The organism is Rhizobium sp. R693 (assembly GCF_002211315.1).
In the GTDB taxonomy this organism is placed as follows: Bacteria; Pseudomonadota; Alphaproteobacteria; order Rhizobiales; family Rhizobiaceae; genus Rhizobium.
Map to the genome: position 1 here is coordinate 47,230 of NZ_LOKY01000049.1, position 16,132 is coordinate 63,361.

A 16,132-nucleotide genomic window follows, 5' to 3' on the forward strand; every position below is an offset into this window, starting at 1 on the left:
GGATTTTCCATGATCATTCAAGCTTGCATCAATGGCGCGCGGCCGATCGACTACCATCCAAAATTGCCTCTGACACCTGAGGCGATGGCAAGGGACGCAGCTAGGGCGGTGGCCGCAGGTGCTGCCGAACTCCACATTCATCCGCGGGGGATTGACGGGAGGGAGAGCCTCGCGGCGGTCGATGACACCATCGATGCGGTTCGGCGTGCCTGTCCTGGCTCGCTTCTCGGCGTGTCCACCGGCGCCTGGATTGAAGACGACGACCGGCGAACTCTGGAGGCCATTCGTCGCTGGAGTGTCCTGCCGGACTATGCGTCGGTGAACCTCTCGGAGAGCGACGCGCCGTCCATCATGGCATTGCTGCGTCAAAAAGGGATTGGGATCGAAGCCGGCCTAGCATCGGTTGCGGATGCCGAACGATACATCGGTCTGGAGGGGCATGAGCACGTTTTCCGCATCCTCGTTGAGCTCGATAACGAGGCGGACTTGCAAGCCGCAATCGATGTCGGCGAGGAGATAATCGCCAGGCTGCAGCGAGCCAATGTGCGCCGACCCATCCTTTTGCATGGTTTCGACGCCACGGTGTGGCCGTTCGTCCGGCTGGCGAAGGAGCGATGCTATTCCACACGCGTCGGTCTCGAGGATGGAAAACTTTTGCCAAGCGGGGAAGTGGCAGCAAACAACGCAGAGCTTGTCGCTGCCGCGGTTGCGATCTTTCGTGGTTAAAAGCTTCACCTGAGTTGCAAAATGCCGGCAAATATTAGAAGTTTGTTTTCAATCAGGGTAACAACCAGCCTTTTGTCGGAGGTCGCGGATGCCAACCTCCCAACCAACGGATCCGGCCAGTCACAAGGGTGCCCAAATCTGCCGGGGGTGCTGGGATCAGATGCACGTTCCCATCCCAATCCGCGGCCCGCTTGCACTGCCGTTTCGTATGTTTGGCGTCACCCGCAGCAAGATGAACCCCAATATCTGCACGATTTGCGAGCGGTCGTTTCGCTACGTCAAGAAACAGCGCCATGTTACTGCGACCGCAACCATCTTGTTTGCTGATATCAGAGGGTTCACTGCCCTCTCGGAGCATATCGAGCCGGTCAGGTTGAGTGAGATTGTCAGCCTGTTTCACGATCGATGTGCGCAAGCGATTTGGGCCCACGACGGTATCGTCAACAAGCAAATGGGCGACGGCTTGATGGCGATCTTCAATTTTCCGATCCTGAGAAGGGATCATGCCGCCGCTGCGGTTATGGCCGCGCTCGACATACAGCAACATTGCACAGCTGCGTTCGAAAGCCTCGATCGTGATCACACGTTCGGCGTCGGTGTCGGCATTCACACCGGCGAGGTCGAGATCGGTGAGTTTTCGAGCTTCCGCAGCGATTTCACGGCGATTGGCGGTGCTGTTAATCTTGCGTCGAGGCTGGAATCTCAAGCAGGGGCAGGCGAGATCGTCATGTCGCCGGAGTCCGCCGCTCAGGCCGCGCACCTTACATCCGCAGCGCATGTCCGTGCGCTTTCGCTGAAGGGTATTGAGCTGCCGGTACAGGCGAGCGTGCTGGTTCGGAGCTGATTTTTCGACTGCACAGCGGCAGATGGAGCCTTGCCAATTCGATGCCCAATGACGCCCCGCTCTCGATCAATGAGGAGCGCCAAACCACGAGCACCTGAAGGCAGGAGTTTCTTCCAAACGAAGCGAACGCGGCGAACAAGCCGAGCTTGTTATCGCCGCGGTAGCGATCTTCCGCACTTGACTTGAGCCAGCCTCGCGCTTGCCGCGCCCCGGCGCAATCAGCGTGGGCAGTTGGCGACGTATCGCCGGCCGTACCGATCGCGGTAGTAGCATTGGCCGGGCTGCCCGGCGACATTGCCGATGACGGCACCGGCGGCGCCACCTATGGCTGCGCCCACAGCGGCACCGCGGACGTTGCCGGTCGCCACGCCGCCGATAACCGCGCCCGAGGCTGCACCAATTCCCGCCCCTTGCTGGGTCGGCGTGCATCCGGCCATCATGGCTCCTGCCAGAAGCAGCAAAATCGATACGCGTTTCATTTTGTTTCCTTCCTGCTGAGTTTGTTCGCGCGACGGTAGATAGAGGCATTTCGGAAAAGACAATCGCTACGTTGCGTTCGCTGCTATTGCCGGCTTCTTTCGATCAACCGATGCTGGTGTCTCCATTGCCTATTGGATCGCTTGCGCCAATTAAGACTGGTTTCAACAGGAGCAGGGTCCGTCATGAATGAGCATGAAGAGAACATTCGCCGTCGTGCCTATGAGATCTGGGAGCAGGAGGGACGCCCTCACGGTCAGGATATGAAGCATTGGCTGCAGGCGTTCAAAGAGTTTGGCGAGCGCGTCGATGCGGCGAAGAAGCCGACCGTCAAGGTGAAATCCGCGAAACCGAAAACCGCAACGAAGTCCGCGGGTGAAAAGCCTGCCGCGAAGAAGACGAAAGCGGCCGAGATTGCAATAGCCGCGTCTCCCGCAAGCAAACCTCGTCGCTCACGCTCACCCAAGTCCGTCACGACGCATTAGATTTATCGGCTTTGAGCCAACGTGGTCCACGCGGCGTGTCCATTTATTCGGACATGGCGGTTGGGACCGTCAGCAATGGGCGGACGGCGAAGACGGAGGTGATCGCGCGCCGCCTCCGCCTCGGAACTGATTAGGCCAACACTTTGGCTTCCACAGCAGCTGCGACAAAGGCATCTCTGGCGGCTTCCAGGTGCGCGAGGTGGTTCATGGCCTCCACGCACCGGCGCTTGGCCGCCTCGACGTGCATGCTGCTTTGGAGCGGCCATCTGTGCTCCAGATACTCAACCGCTTCGGCCGGACCATGGATATATTCAGAGGGTCGTGTCCCAATCTGGATTGCCACGGGTGCCGCCCACGTTGGTTCGGTTGCGTGGCTGATCGTGTTCATGACGAACCTCCTCTCTGCCAACGAGCGATAAGCGGGATGTAGGTGTTTGCGTAAAACGATCAACCTGTCATGAGATCATGACTCGGTTGGGATGTTCATTCGCCGATCTGTTCGGGACATCAGTGGACGCTCGGGTATTTGGCCAACACGGCATAGTCCTCTGCCACGAGTTCACTGATCGCAATCAGAACCTCTTCGGCTGAGAAGCCGGAGGCGATTGTTGTTCGAATGAGCTCCTGGAGATCAGGTTCGATCACTTCCCGGCAGTCCTCTAGCCGTTCATCGGAAACCGTCAGGCTGTGCAGTTCTTCCATAGTTGATCCTTTCGCGGGATGGAGCTGCCGTCGAGAACACCCGACAGCAAGTATCTCTGAGAGCCTATCGGCTGGAGGAGCGCCGTCTCGGCGAGGCCAAAAGACCTTCGCGCTGCAGCTTCTTCCTGGCAGCCTTGCGCTGCCTGGCGATTGCCTGCGCTCGCTCGCGCACTCGCCGCTCCGACGGTTTTTCGTAGGATCGGCGTTCCTTCATTTCGCGGAAGAGTCCCTCGCGCTGCATCTTCTTTTTCAGTGCGCGCATGGCTTGTTCGACGTTGTTGTTTCTGACGATGACCTGCATCTTTTTCTCCTTGCAGAGTTGGGGTGCGTCTCAGCCAAGTTGCTGAGCGATCAGTTCCTGCAGTTCACGGCGCGTGAGAAGGCAGGGATAAGGTTTCCAGTTCTTGTCCGGGCGGCGAGCGGCGTCGTCGCGCTCGCGCGGACCCGCCGCTGGGGCGGCGGCGATATCGGTTTTGTTCAGTTGAAGTCCTTTGCCGCTCTTGCGGCATGCTCGACACGGCGCCGGTTTTCGATCACGCAGACCGGAGAAAAACGGCAAGACACGACGCGCGAGGCGTCGACCGTGTCAGGTTCGTATTTTTGGGTGACCGCCATAAGATGGGAACGCGAGCGACCCGTTGCAAGGCTTTGGTCCCGCGGACCTGTCATCCGTCCAGGAGCATCGCGTTTCGTCAACGGTCACATGCTTGATGTCATAGGTGCTGGGGGCTGGATCCGCCGCTCGCGGATTTTTGGCGAGGTCACCGCAAAACAAACGACGTGAGTTTTGCAGTGACCTCTTGATGACTAGGAAATGTAATCATCCAAGCGCATGCTACCTGAAGTGCAGCGATATGGAATTTATCGCATGCGTTAATCCACATATACTTTCGAAGCGGCAGCGAGTTGCGCGTGTAACCGCCATGAGCCTTTCGGGGGAATGTCGGATTTGAACGGTGGTACGGCGATCTGCCAGCAACCCCATTTTGTCTGATGCACCCGTCCGCCGTCATGGCTGCAGATGGTCCACATTCATCGCGGACATCCCAGGGGCGCCCACGCGGTCTATCGCTTAGATCAGTAAAGAATGTTTCCGCCACTCGCACTTGAACACAAAAATCGCATCCGATTAAATCGCAGATATGTTGACGTCGAGATTTGGTTCACGTATTTAAGGCGCATCCGATGTATTCGGACGCGATATAAATTAAGCGGAAAGGATTTCGCCATGTGGCACGGGAACAGGTCCATGCACTCAGCCCAATCGGCCGTCGCTGCCACGAACGTCGACGAACGCTCGATGGCTAGTGATCGTCCAAGCGTTGCCGAGGCCTACAGCGAGTTTTCGCGGGTGCTTGACCCATCCGTCTATGGGGCGTTGCCCGACGATTGGCTGATCGGGATGACCGATGTGGTCGACTCAACATTGGCGATCAAGTCGGGGCGCTACGAAGACGTCAATTATGCTGGTGCATCGGTGATCGCCGCCGTCGGAAACGCCTGGGGCAACTTTGATTTTCCCTTTGTGTTTCGCGGCGACGGGGCCGCGTTTGCACTGCCGCCTGACGGGATCATGACCGCGACTTCGGCGCTGCGGCAGGTGGTTGCCTTTGCCAGTGCCAATCTCAACCTGGCTCTTCGGGCAGGCTTGGTGCGTGTCGGCGAGATACGCGCCAACGGACGTGACGTGCGCATCGCGCACTATGCTGCCTCTGAAAACGCGACCTATGCGATGTTTGCCGGTGGTGGCCTCAAATGGGCGGAGCGTCAGATCAAGAACGGTCGATACCTGGTGAAGCCCGGCAGCTACACGACGAAACCCAATCTGACCGGCCTGACCTGCGATTGGGAGCCGTTCCCCAGCCAGAGGGGTGAGATCCTGTCGCTGCTGGTCGAGCCGGCCGAAGATAGAAGCCCGGAAGCCTTCGCATCATTGGCGAAGCGTGTCCTTTCCGTTCTGGACGCCGGGACGCGGCAAGCTCAACCCGTGTCGCGGGATACTGCCATCCCCAGGGATGGGGCCAGGTCAGTCGATCTCGAAAGCTGGTTGGCCGTCGCCTCCAGCTCGGACTTTCGCAAATATGACGATGGCCTGCGCCTCACGCTGGATTGCACGAGCGAACAAATCGAAGCGGTCGAGGCGATCCTCGTTGCAGCAAGGGCGCGAGGCGAGGTCAACTTCGGCCTGCATCGCCAGTCTCACGCCCTCATGACCTGCTTCGTGCCTTCGGGAAAGCCGGATTCTCATCTGCACTTTCTCGACGGAATGGGGGGTGGGTATGCCAAGGCAGCCGAGATGATGGAAGCAGCCGAGCTTTCGATGGCGTCATCACGGTAGGATAACCACTGCCGGATTGGGTGCAGTGCCTACCACCGAACCTCGCGCAATGCCGCGAACTGAGTGACCACTGCGCCCAATGGTAAAAATGTCTGCGGCCTTCAAGTCTCGTTAGTAACATCTATCACCTGAGCGCCGAACGCATCGACGCTCGCCGGCGGAGAGAATTCAATCCTTCGCATATCCGTCCTGCGTTGCCTTCAGGAGGTTGTTGCGTAGCCGCACCACGGACTTCTGGACGACCGGAAAGTCCTCGCCGAGGCCGGTTGCCTCGACCAGCGGCGCGCCGGGGTCCGCCGCGACGAGATCGCGTCCGGCTGCCGTCAGGCTCAATCTCACCTGCCGCTCGTCGGCGGGATCGCGTCTGCGTTGGATATAGCCCAAGGTTTCAAGTTTCTTGAGCATCGGCGTCAGCGTGTTTGATTCCAGGAAGAGCTTTTCGCCGAGCGTTCCCACGGTCTGGTCGTCCTTCTCGGAGAGGGCGACCATTGCGATGTATTGTGTGTAGGTCAGGTTCAGCTTGTCCAGGATCGGCTTGTATGCGCGGCCAAAGGCCAGATTTGCCGAGTAGACCGCGAAGCACAGAAAGTTCGAAAGCTTGTTGCTCTTGCTGTCGCTCTCGCCGGAAGAGGGCATCCCTGTCTCCGGGTTCTTGGCGGTTTTGGATGCGGACATGGGAGATCCTATTCGATTGTTCGTCATGTCTTTTATATAAATCGCATCCGATTAAATCGCAATGGTATTGACAGCGGGTTTTCATTGGCCTAATTAGATCGCATCCGATTGAAGCGGATACGAGTAGTTAGCGCAACCAGAAAGGATTGTACCATGACCGAGAAGCTCCTCTTTACCGGCAAGACCCACAACAAGGGTGGCCGCGACGGCTTCACACGCAGCAGCGATGGCGAGCTTGACCTTCAGTTGTCACAGCCGCACCCGGCCGCCGAACGCCTCTTCGGCGCTGCATGGTCTGCTTGCTTCATCGGCGCCATTGAGGTCGCTGCAGCGCAAAGAAAGATCAAGCTGCCCGTTGAGCCTGAGATTGACACGGAAATCGATCTGAACGCCGACGGTGGTTCATACTTCCTGCGCGCACGCTTGAACGTGAGCGTACCGGGCATCGAGCGTGATGTCGCGGAGGAACTCATCCACGCAGCGCATGAGATCTGCCCTTACTCCAAGGCAACGCGGGGCAACATCGACGTGGCGCTCACCCTCGTTTGACCAGGTGAGAAGGCTCTCTGCGAGAACCGATCCAAGGTATCGCCAACACCATCATGAAGCAGGATGCGCGCCGCCTTCAGTGAAAATCGTGGCCGCATCCCGAGCAACCTCAAGATGGAGGATGTCATGACAGCTCCAGCATCATCGATCACATGGCATAGCCTGCTTGGCTCCGCGGCGGTTGCCGGTGTCTTTGGCAACGGTAATCCAGCCAAGAGATTTCGAGAATTCACCGGGATTGAAGGAGAACAAGAATGCGTGACATCGTCGAATTGCAGTTCGATCTCACCCCTCCCACTCGGGAACTGATGCAGCAGCTTGTGGCGGACCTCAGCGAGGAGGATCGGCATCTGCTTTTGGAACATGGTGAGGAGGCGCCGTTCTGTGGTGTGTTTCTCCACGAGCGACGCGAGGGGCTTTATACCTGCCGGCTCTGTGGGCTTCCCCTGTTCAAGGCAGTTGCGAAATTCGAAAGTGGTACAGGCTGGCCGAGCTTCACTGCCCCGGCAGCCGACGACCACCTGCGGCGCGTTCGTGACACCCGGTACGGTATGCTCAGGACAGAAATCGTTTGTGCGCGTTGCGGCGCGCATCAGGGACATGTCTTTCCTGACGGCCCACCTCCTACAGGTGAGCGCTTCTGCATAAACTCGGGCTCGCTCGAATTCACCCCGAATGGACAGCCGCTTCCTGACAAGCTTGCACGTGGCCGTCCAGAAGGAGAGCCAGCACGATAGATGCGTGCCGTGCTTGAGCGCAATCGTCGGCGTCGAGACGGCGATTGCTCCGGCAAGCAGAGCACTTTTAACCGTTCATCAACGCTGATGGGCGACTTCCTCGCGATTTGTTGTAAATGGCGTGCAGCCTAGGCTGGAGATGATTGCGCTATGCATCGGTCCGGCTATTTTGGCCGCATCATCTCGGCGCTTGTGGCAACACTTCGCGCGCAATCGGGGCAGGGGTTATGAAGGCGGCGTTCCATATGACGTTGGGGTTTTTCGCAGTCCTTTTGCCGGCGACGGCTTTAGGCCAGTCAGGCGGTTGGCAATCCAACGGCAGTGGTACGAGCACGTGGCATGTGTCGCCATCGGAAGGTACCTGCAACGTCAGTCAGGCGCAGAACCGGGCCCGCCGCGCCGGCATCTACCGCACGGATCTTGTCTATCGCGACGAGAACGTTTTGACGCTGAGGGGATTGACCGAATGGGGCGATCGCCGCGAGATCACCTTCGCCAACATCCGCGGATGTCCTGAAGTCGGGTTTCAGGATATGCAGCAGAGCCAACCCGGACGGGCGCCGACCAACCGCTGACTTGACGTCGCGCCGCTCGCCAGCGTAACTGAGCGCGACGGTTCCCCGAGGACGACTCTGAGGGGATTAATAGGGAACACGGTGAGGACCCAAGAGGGACCAAAACCGTGGCTGCCCCCGCAACTGTAAGCGGATTGCCGCTCATCCAAGGGCCCTTGGGCCATGCCACTGCGACGAAGTCGCGGGAAGGCAGATGAAGGCATATATCCGTGAGCCAGGAGACCTGCCGTCAATCACGATCCAATCACCCGGGCGGGGATGCCCGGAAAGGAACAGACATGATTGACCTGCGCCTCCACCGACATAGAGCACACATCCGTCTCGATTGGGTTTTCCGCCGCTAGCGTTAGCGCGGCGTGCCGTCATTCTTAGCGGTTGCGCCGGCAATAAACGCTGGTTCCTTCCTCCCAATCGAGATCCCTATGCGTAAATTTCTTGCAGCCATTGCACTTGCCTTCGGCTTTGCCGGCTTGACAGCGCCAAGTCTCGCCGCCACCCAGTACCCATTGATCATCAACAATTGCGGCCGCGAGGTCGTCTTCGACAAGGCGCCGGCCAAGATCGTATCGATCGGTCAGGGGATGAGCGAAGTTCTTTTCTCGCTCGGGTTGGCGGATAGGATTGCCGGAACGGCAGTTTGGGTCGGCCCGGTCTTGCCGCAATATGCCGAAGTCAACGCCAGGATCAAACGGCTTGCCGACAACGATCCGAGCTTTGAATCCGTCGTCGGACGGGAGCCGGATCTGGTTGCCGCCGAGTTTGAATGGCACGTCGGCCAACAGGGGTCTGTCGGCAAGCGAGAGCAATTTGCCGAACTCGGCATCAACACCTACATCGCGCCGGCGGATTGCGTCGCCAAGATCAATGCCGACAGCGGCGACGGCGTTCGCAAGGAACTGTTCACGATGGACCTGATCTATCGGGAGATCGCTGAACTTGCCGAAATCTTCGACATCAAGGAACGCGGCGATGCGCTCATTGCCGAACTGAGGCAGCGCGAAGCGCGGGCGGTCGCATCGGTTGCAGGCGCCGCTGCGAAGAACCTCCCGGTCGTCTTCTGGTTCTCCAGCAAGGAAGTCAACGGAGATGCATTCATCGCCGGAAAGAACAGCGCCCCTGCCTATATTCTGAAGACGCTCGATGCGCAGAATGTGGTTGCGACAGAGGAGGAGTGGCCGCTCGTCGGCTGGGAGACGATTGCGGAGGCCAATCCGGCTGTGATCGTTATCGCGACGATGGATCGGAGACGGTATGCGGCCGATGACCCTGCGGTAAAGCTCGACTTTCTGGCAAAAGATCCGGTCACGAGCCAACTCGATGCCGTCAGGAACAAGCGCTTTGTCATGATGGATGCCCAATCGATGAACCCGACGATCCGGACGATCGACGGCATCGAGATACTGGCGAAGGGCATCAATTCCTTCGGTCTGGCGCAGTGAGCGGCGCCGTTCTCAAGCAGCAGCAATGGTGGGCGCATGCTGCGCTCGTCATTGCTGCATTCTCCTTGCTCGCGCTGATGATCGGTCTTGCTGTTTCGATAGGGGAAATATCGATCCCGCTGGCGACGACCGCGAAGGCCGTGTCGAACCGCCTGTTCGGTTCGGTTTTCGAGCTTAGCCGCATTCATCAAGGCATCATCTGGGACTATAGATTGAGCCGTGCGTTGGTAGCTGCAAGTGCCGGGGCGTCCCTCGCGCTCAGCGGGGCAGTTCTGCAGGCATTGCTGCGCAACCCGCTAGCGGAACCCTATGTGCTCGGTGTTTCCGCAGGAGCCTCGACCGGCGCGGTTTGCGTGATGCTGCTCGGCTTCGGCTATGGTGTTCTGAGCCTGTCAGGTGGCGCGTTCATCGGCGCTGTTGTCGCATTCCTGCTCGTGGCCTTTCTTGCGGCAGGCGCCGGAGGTAGCAGCGAGCGCATCATTCTTTGCGGCGTCGCCGGGTCGCAACTCTTCAACGCAGTCACGTCCTATATCGTCACGACTTCGGCAAATGCCGAGCAGGCAAGGGGCGTCATGTTCTGGTTGCTTGGGTCGCTGAGCGGCGTCCGCTGGCCTGACGTCTATCTGGTCGTGCCGGTGACGATGTTCGGTTTCGCCGTTTCGCTGTTCCATGTGCGATCGTTGGATGCGTTCGTCTTCGGAACGGATGCAGCGGCATCGTTGGGCATTGCGGTCAGGCGCGTGCAGGTGGTGCTTCTTGGAACGACGGCGTTGATGACCGCAACCGTAGTCAGCATGGTTGGCGCAATCGGTTTTGTCGGGATGGTCATCCCGCATGCCGCGAGGTTCCTCGTCGGGGCCAGGCATGATCGCCTGCTTCCGGCGACCATGTTCGGCGGCGGGATCTTCCTAATCGGTGCCGACATCATCTCGCGGATCATCATCCCGCAACAGGTCCTGCCGATCGGGGTCGTCACGGCCTTGTTCGGTACACCGGCCTTTGCGGTCATCCTGTATCGTGCTCGGAGGACCGCATGAGCATCAGGCTCGAAGATGTAAGCTTTGCAGCAGGCAACTCGCTGATCGTCAACGGCGTCAGCCTGACGGTGCAGACAGGAAAGGTTCTAGGCCTGCTCGGGCCGAACGGATCCGGCAAGTCGAGTCTGTTGCGGCTGATCTGTCGTTTGCGCAAGGTGCGCAGCGGTATTATCCGCCTGGGCGAGAGCGACGTTACGACCTTGGCGCGGAGCGATCTCGCGCGCCGCATTGCTTTCGTCGAGCAGCAGGCCACAACCGAGACGCAGTTGACGGCAAGGGATGTTGTACGCCTCGGTCGCACGCCACATCGCGGCGTCCTTTCACCCCTGGGAGTAAAGGACGATGCTGCAGTCGATGAGGCGCTGTCCCGCGTCGGCATGGAAGGCCGAGCGACGCAACTTTGGCAGACGCTCTCCGGCGGCGAGCGCCAGCGTGTCCATATCGCGCGTGCCCTTGCGCAGAGCCCGGCTGAACTACTCCTCGATGAACCGACGAACCACCTCGACATCCAGCATCAGCTCGAAATCCTGGGCCTGATTTCCAGGCTCGGCGTCACCTGTGTCATCGCCCTGCACGATCTCAACCTAGCCGCTATGTTCTGCGATCAACTGGCTGTTCTCCAGCAGGGTTCGGTCGTTGCGATCGGGACTCCGCAGCACGTTCTGACGCGGGATCTGATCGGCGACGTGTTCGGCGTGCAGGCGCATGTCGAGACGTCTCCGATTCATGGGCGATGCAACATTCAATACATTATCGCCTGACCGGCTTCTCAAGGAGAGGTGCGCGGCTGGGCTGGTCATCGAGCCTTGTCAGGGCGAGATGGAGCAGGCCTTCGGGCCAAGAGAGCTCGCCGAGAAACCGGCCTTCCCTACATGGGCGCCATTCAAGAACGGCGTATGCTACCGTAAAATACGTTGGGTGCTCCGCCCGATGTGCCTATGCTGCACCTGCTAACAAAACATGTGTCTGACAGCGCGAGCTGTTCGTTCACAGAGTGGACGCAGAGCGAGAATACTATCCCGAGCATAGGAACTTGATCCTCGATGAGAGGGTGAACGAGGGAGCTTTGGCATGCGGTACTCTTCCTATCTTCCGGCGGCCGGTTTCGCCGCTCAGTTTGGCCCAGCCGGTCTTGCTTTCGATTATGCCTTGGATGCCGCTCAGCGCAGCGTGCTGTTCTGGGACGTCATGCGCAAGCGCGGCAACCAATACCGGGCTCATGCCGAAGCGACAGCGCCGCATGTTCTAAGCTTCACACCCGAAATTGTGCTCGATGGACGCACGCTTGAGCGGCCGGTCAACTACGCGCTGGTCCGGATTGTCCCGCCTGATGGAATAGAGGTTGACCAGACACGCCGACCGTTTGTTGTCGTCGATCCGAGAGCCGGACATGGGCCGGGCATCGGAGGGTTCAAAGCAGACAGCGAAATCGGCGTCGCGCTGAGAGCTGGGCATCCATGCTATTTCATCGGCTTCCTTCCCCAGCCGGTGCCGGGACAGACGATCGAAGACATTGCTCGAGCGGAAGCGATCTTTCTGGAGAAAGTCATTTCGCTGCATCCGCAGGCCGACGCCAAGCCCTGCGTGATCGGAAATTGCCAGGCGGGCTGGGCCGTCATGATGCTCGCTGCCATGCGCCCGGAACTCTTCGGATCGATTATCATTGCCGGCGCGCCGCTGTCCTATTGGTCTGGTGAGCGCGGCAAGTATCCGATGCGCTATACGGGCGGGTTGCTGGGTGGCAGCTGGCTCACCGCGTTGACAAGCGACCTTGGCCACGGACAGTTCGACGGCGCCTGGCTGGTTCAGAATTTCGAGAACCAGAATCCTGCCAACACGCTCTGGACCAAGCAGTATAATCTCTACTCGAAGATCGACACCGAAGCGCCGCGCTACCTCGGCTTCGAGGAATGGTGGGGCGGACACGTCAACCTGAATGCCGAAGAGATCCAGTTCATCGTCGATGAACTCTTCGTTGGCAACAATCTCGCGGCAGGTCGTATCGAGGCATCCAACGGCGAGGCAATCGATCTTCGCAACATTCGTGCGCCGATCGTGGTCTTCTGCTCCAAGGGGGATAACATCACGCCCCCCGCACAAGCGCTCGGGTGGATCCTGGATCTCTATGATGACGTAAACGAGATACGATCGCACGGGCAGACGATCGTTTACACCGTTCACGAAACCATCGGCCATCTCGGGATCTTCGTGTCCGCGAGCGTTGCCCGCAAGGAGCACGGGGAATTCTCCAGCAACATCGACCTGATCGATGCGTTGCCGCCAGGCCTCTATGAAGCGATTTTCGAAGCTAAGACCGATGAGACCATCGGCGGGGATCTCGTCGAGGGCGATTGGATCATGCGCTGCGAGGCAAGGACGCTCGATGATATCAGAGCGCTCGGCTGCAATAGCGCCGAGGACGACCGCCGCTTTGCGACTGTCGCCAAGGTGTCGGAAATCAACCTCTCGCTCTATCGGACGTTCCTCCAGCCTGTTGTCCGTGCGATGATGCCCGAATGGGCGGCCGATCGGTTGCGCGAAACGCATCCGCTCCGGCTGCAGTACGAGCTGTTTTCTGACGTCAATCCCCTGATGGCGCCGATTGCAGACCTTGCTGTCGATGTGACCGACGAGCGGCGCCCGGTTGCTGCGGACAATCCCTTCCTGGCGTTGGAGCAGGCATTCTCCCGGCAGATTGTTGCGGGGCTGGATGCATGGCGCGAAGGAATGGAGGCGTTGAGTGAGGCGACGTTCCTCTCCGTCTATGGTTCTCCGCTTTTGCAGGCGGCGGTCGGTATCGACCCGTCGGATACGAAGCCACACCGGCGTGCCAGCAAGACCGGACTCCATCGTCAGGTCCTCAGGACGAAGGTGGAGGAACTCAAGGCGCAGATCGGCAATGGCGGGCTTCGCGAAGGCCTAGCGCGCAGCCTGCTTTACGTCGCCATGGCAAGTGGCGCAGCCGATGAGCGTGGATTTGCCGCGATCCGGCGGATGCGGAGCGCCGAGAACGGAATGCCTGCAATGACGCTTTCGGAGTTCAAGGCGTTGATCCGTGATCAGTTCCTCATGCTGCTGATCGACGAGGAAGCTGCCGTGAATGCAATTCCCCGTCTATTGCCGGCAGAGGAGGATGTTCGCCGGGAAGCGCTTTCTTCCCTCCAGCAGGTTTTGAATGCGCGTGGGCCGCTTTCCGAAGAAGCCGAGCGGCGTTGGCAGCGGATCGTCGGGCTCTTTGATCTTTTGTCGGAGCCGCTTGCCGAACCTGCTTCGCCGCCGAAGAAACCAACGCCAGTCAAGGCCGTGAGGCGTGCAAACTAGCCAAAGGTTGCGCAAACGTCGGGGATTTGCCCTCGTCCTTCAACACGGAGCATGTGCAGATGTCGGATTTGGACAGCATTGATGAAGAAGCTGGTCGTCATCAGAAGTATGAGCGGCTGATCGCAAAGGCAAAGCAGGTCCCGCAGATGCGAACGGTCGTCGCCCATCCCTGCGACGAGACATCGCTGCGTGGAGCGGTCGAGGCGGCCGAGGTCGGGTTGATGCGTCCGATTCTTGTCGGGCCAGCAGAGAAGGTGCGCGCGGTCGCCCAGTCACACAACCTCGATATCTCGCCGTTCGAACTGGTCGACGTGCCACATAGCGATGCAGCGGCGGCCAGGGCAGTAGAGATCATCCGGGAGGGCGGTGCCGACCTCCTGATGAAGGGGAGCCTGCACACGGATGAACTCATGCGGGCCGTGACCTCGTCCACCACCGGACTTAGGACGGCGCGCCGGATCAGCCACGTGTTCGTCATGGATGTCCCGCACTATGCGGAAACGCTATTGATCACCGATGCCGCAATCAATATTGCGCCGGATCTCGATGCCAAGCGGGATATCATCCAGAATGCGATCGATCTCTTCACGCAGGTCGGCCTCGGCGTACCGCGGGTGGCGATCCTTTCGGCTGTCGAAACCGTCACGTCGAAGATACCCTCGACCATCGACGCAGCCGCTCTCTGCAAGATGGCCGAGCGCGGGCAGATCACGGGTGGCATTCTCGACGGTCCACTTGCTTTCGACAATGCGATCGACCCGGAAGCGGCAAGGATAAAGGGCATACAGTCGCCGGTTGCCGGACATGCCCAGATCCTGGTCGTGCCCAATCTCGAGGCCGGCAACATGCTGGCGAAGAACTTGACTTTCCTGGCACGGGCGGATGCGGCAGGCATCGTTCTCGGCGCGCGCGTGCCCATCATCCTGACATCCCGCGCGGATTCGGTCCGGGCGCGTCTTGCCTCCTGCGCCGTCGCAGTCTTGCTTGCCGATGCGCGTCGTCGCACCGCGCCGATACAGGGCGGTTGAAGCCATGGATACCATCCTCGTCGTGAATGCCGGTTCATCGAGCCTGAAGTTCGAAGTGTTTTCGGTCGCAAATTCGCTGGTACGGCTGATTAAGGGACAGATGGAAGGGATCGGAACCGCGCCGCACCTCGCCATCAAGAGCGCCGGCGGCGAGCGACTGGCGAACGAAAATTATCCGCTCGAAGCTGTTCCCAACCTGCCGGCGGCGATGCGTCTGGTCGGAGAATGGCTGCGGCAGAGGCAGGAGGGGCGGCTGATTGCCGTCGGTCACCGTGTTGTCCACGGCGGCCCCAACCATTCACGTCCGGCGCGCATCGATACGGAGTTGCTTCGCGAACTTGAGCAGTACGCGCCGCTGGCGCCTTTGCACCAGCCGAACAATCTCGCGCCGATCCGTGTGCTGCTGGAACGCCAGCCAGAGCTTCCGCAAATAGCGTGCTTCGACACGGCCTTTCATCGCGGCCATGACCCGATGACGGACCACTATGCGATTCCCCAACGTTATTTCGAGGAGGGCGTCCGCCGCTATGGCTTTCACGGCCTGTCCTATGAATATGTGGCCGGAAGGTTGACTGAGATCGCGCCCGCTGTCGGCAAGGGACGGGTTGTCGTTGCGCATCTTGGGAGCGGTGCATCGATGTGCGCGTTGCATCAGGGCGTGAGCGTCGAGAGTACCCTCGGCTTTACCGCGCTCGACGGCCTGCCGATGGGCACGCGATGCGGCCAGATCGATCCCGGTGTGCTGCTATACCTCCTCCAGCAGCATGGCATGACGGCACCACAACTGCAGGACCTCCTCTACAAGGAGTCAGGCCTCAAGGGGCTTTCCGGCATCAGCAACGACGTGCGCGACCTGCTTGCCAGCGACGAGGCCAGCGCGAGGCTCGCGCTTGACCATTTCGTCCATCGCATCGGCCTCAATGCTGGTGCATTGGCGGCTGTGCTCGGCGGGCTGGACGCCTTCGTTTTTACCGCTGGCGTCGGGGAAAATTCGCCGGTGATGCGTGCACGGATTGCAATGAAGCTGGAATGGCTTGGCGCCTTCCTCGATCCGGCGCGGAACGACGCCGGTGATTTGCTTGTCTCCAGCGACGACAGCAAGGTCGCCATCTATGTTGTGCCGACAGACGAGGAACTGATGATCGCGCGGCATACGCTCGCGCTTATCGCAGCATAGGTCGCGCCACGTGCAAGTTTTA

Annotated in this window: 18 protein-coding genes and 1 riboswitch; of the genes, 13 read left to right on the forward strand and 5 right to left on the reverse strand. The window is 59.6% G+C overall.

The genetic code is table 11. The features are described from left to right. The first annotated feature begins 9 nt into the window (after positions 1 to 9). Positions 10 to 726 carry a 3-keto-5-aminohexanoate cleavage protein gene (locus ATY79_RS29245; RefSeq protein WP_088695159.1) on the forward strand — a complete coding sequence of 239 codons (717 nt, stop codon included), beginning with the start codon at positions 10 to 12 and terminating at the stop codon, positions 724 to 726. A gap of 88 nt (positions 727 to 814) precedes the next feature. Then, positions 815 to 1,570, forward strand: a complete 756-nt coding sequence (locus tag ATY79_RS29250) for an adenylate/guanylate cyclase domain-containing protein (RefSeq protein ID WP_088695158.1) — start codon at positions 815 to 817, stop codon at positions 1,568 to 1,570. A gap of 218 nt (positions 1,571 to 1,788) precedes the next feature. Here ATY79_RS29250 and ATY79_RS29255 read toward each other — a convergent pair whose 3' ends face one another. Then, complete coding sequence (locus ATY79_RS29255; RefSeq protein WP_088695157.1) at positions 1,789 to 2,049, reverse strand: YMGG-like glycine zipper-containing protein; 261 nt, start codon at positions 2,047 to 2,049, stop codon at positions 1,789 to 1,791. Positions 2,050 to 2,232: 183 nt separating this feature from the next. On the opposite strand from ATY79_RS29255, the gene ATY79_RS29260 reads away from it, so the two are divergent. Then, positions 2,233 to 2,532: a DUF2934 domain-containing protein gene (locus ATY79_RS29260; protein ID WP_088695156.1), complete on the forward strand. Its 300-nt coding sequence runs from the start codon at positions 2,233 to 2,235 to the stop codon at positions 2,530 to 2,532. 130 nt (positions 2,533 to 2,662) lie between these two features. Here the strand turns inward: ATY79_RS29260 and ATY79_RS29265 are convergent, their stop codons facing one another. The 3 genes from ATY79_RS29265 to rpsU all read right to left on the reverse strand — a co-directional run bounded on the left by ATY79_RS29265 (position 2,663) and on the right by rpsU (position 3,535). After that, on the reverse strand, positions 2,663 to 2,920 hold the full coding sequence (locus ATY79_RS29265) for a DUF982 domain-containing protein (protein ID WP_088695155.1): 258 nt from the start codon (positions 2,918 to 2,920) through the stop codon (positions 2,663 to 2,665). Positions 2,921 to 3,039: 119 nt separating this feature from the next. Further along, a complete protein-coding gene (locus tag ATY79_RS29270) occupies positions 3,040 to 3,234 on the reverse strand; it encodes a hypothetical protein (RefSeq protein ID WP_088695154.1) in 195 nt (64 codons plus the stop codon). A 64-nt stretch (positions 3,235 to 3,298) separates the two neighbouring features. Further along, entirely contained in the window at positions 3,299 to 3,535 is a 237-nt protein-coding gene (rpsU, locus tag ATY79_RS29275) for a 30S ribosomal protein S21 (RefSeq protein ID WP_088695153.1), read from the reverse strand. Between the two features lie 999 nt (positions 3,536 to 4,534). Between rpsU and ATY79_RS29285 the strand changes: the two genes are divergently transcribed. Further along, complete coding sequence (locus ATY79_RS29285; RefSeq protein ID WP_088695203.1) at positions 4,535 to 5,572, forward strand: DUF3095 family protein; 1,038 nt, start codon at positions 4,535 to 4,537, stop codon at positions 5,570 to 5,572. Positions 5,573 to 5,740: 168 nt separating this feature from the next. Here the strand turns inward: ATY79_RS29285 and ATY79_RS29290 are convergent, their stop codons facing one another. After that, complete coding sequence (locus ATY79_RS29290) at positions 5,741 to 6,247, reverse strand: MarR family transcriptional regulator (protein ID WP_088695151.1); 507 nt, start codon at positions 6,245 to 6,247, stop codon at positions 5,741 to 5,743. A 153-nt stretch (positions 6,248 to 6,400) separates the two neighbouring features. Here ATY79_RS29290 and ATY79_RS29295 point away from each other — a divergent pair, with 153 nt between their 5' ends. The 9 genes from ATY79_RS29295 to ATY79_RS29335 all read left to right on the forward strand — a co-directional run bounded on the left by ATY79_RS29295 (position 6,401) and on the right by ATY79_RS29335 (position 16,110). Continuing rightward, complete coding sequence (locus ATY79_RS29295) at positions 6,401 to 6,796, forward strand: organic hydroperoxide resistance protein (protein WP_088695150.1); 396 nt, start codon at positions 6,401 to 6,403, stop codon at positions 6,794 to 6,796. A gap of 254 nt (positions 6,797 to 7,050) precedes the next feature. Further along, positions 7,051 to 7,533, forward strand: a complete 483-nt coding sequence (msrB, locus tag ATY79_RS29300) for a peptide-methionine (R)-S-oxide reductase MsrB (protein WP_088695149.1) — start codon at positions 7,051 to 7,053, stop codon at positions 7,531 to 7,533. 227 nt (positions 7,534 to 7,760) lie between these two features. Continuing rightward, positions 7,761 to 8,108 (forward strand): hypothetical protein, encoded by a 348-nt coding sequence (locus tag ATY79_RS29305; protein WP_088695148.1) that lies wholly within the window; start codon positions 7,761 to 7,763, stop codon positions 8,106 to 8,108. Between the two features lie 21 nt (positions 8,109 to 8,129). Next, positions 8,130 to 8,354: riboswitch (cobalamin riboswitch) on the forward strand. A gap of 176 nt (positions 8,355 to 8,530) precedes the next feature. Further along, a complete protein-coding gene (locus ATY79_RS29310; protein ID WP_088705727.1) occupies positions 8,531 to 9,547 on the forward strand; it encodes an ABC transporter substrate-binding protein in 1,017 nt (338 codons plus the stop codon). Continuing rightward, complete coding sequence (locus ATY79_RS29315; protein WP_088705728.1) at positions 9,544 to 10,584, forward strand: iron ABC transporter permease; 1,041 nt, start codon at positions 9,544 to 9,546, stop codon at positions 10,582 to 10,584. The genes ATY79_RS29310 and ATY79_RS29315 overlap by 4 nt, the downstream gene beginning before the upstream one ends. After that, entirely contained in the window at positions 10,581 to 11,345 is a 765-nt protein-coding gene (locus ATY79_RS29320) for an ABC transporter ATP-binding protein (RefSeq protein WP_088695146.1), read from the forward strand. The genes ATY79_RS29315 and ATY79_RS29320 overlap by 4 nt, the downstream gene beginning before the upstream one ends. Before the next feature lie 310 nt (positions 11,346 to 11,655). After that, complete coding sequence (locus ATY79_RS29325; RefSeq protein ID WP_088705729.1) at positions 11,656 to 13,905, forward strand: DUF3141 domain-containing protein; 2,250 nt, start codon at positions 11,656 to 11,658, stop codon at positions 13,903 to 13,905. Positions 13,906 to 13,958: 53 nt separating this feature from the next. Then, complete coding sequence (locus ATY79_RS29330; protein ID WP_280950703.1) at positions 13,959 to 14,933, forward strand: phosphate acetyltransferase; 975 nt, start codon at positions 13,959 to 13,961, stop codon at positions 14,931 to 14,933. A 4-nt stretch (positions 14,934 to 14,937) separates the two neighbouring features. Next, positions 14,938 to 16,110, forward strand: a complete 1,173-nt coding sequence (locus ATY79_RS29335; protein WP_088705730.1) for an acetate/propionate family kinase — start codon at positions 14,938 to 14,940, stop codon at positions 16,108 to 16,110. The last annotated feature ends 22 nt before the right edge of the window (positions 16,111 to 16,132 follow it).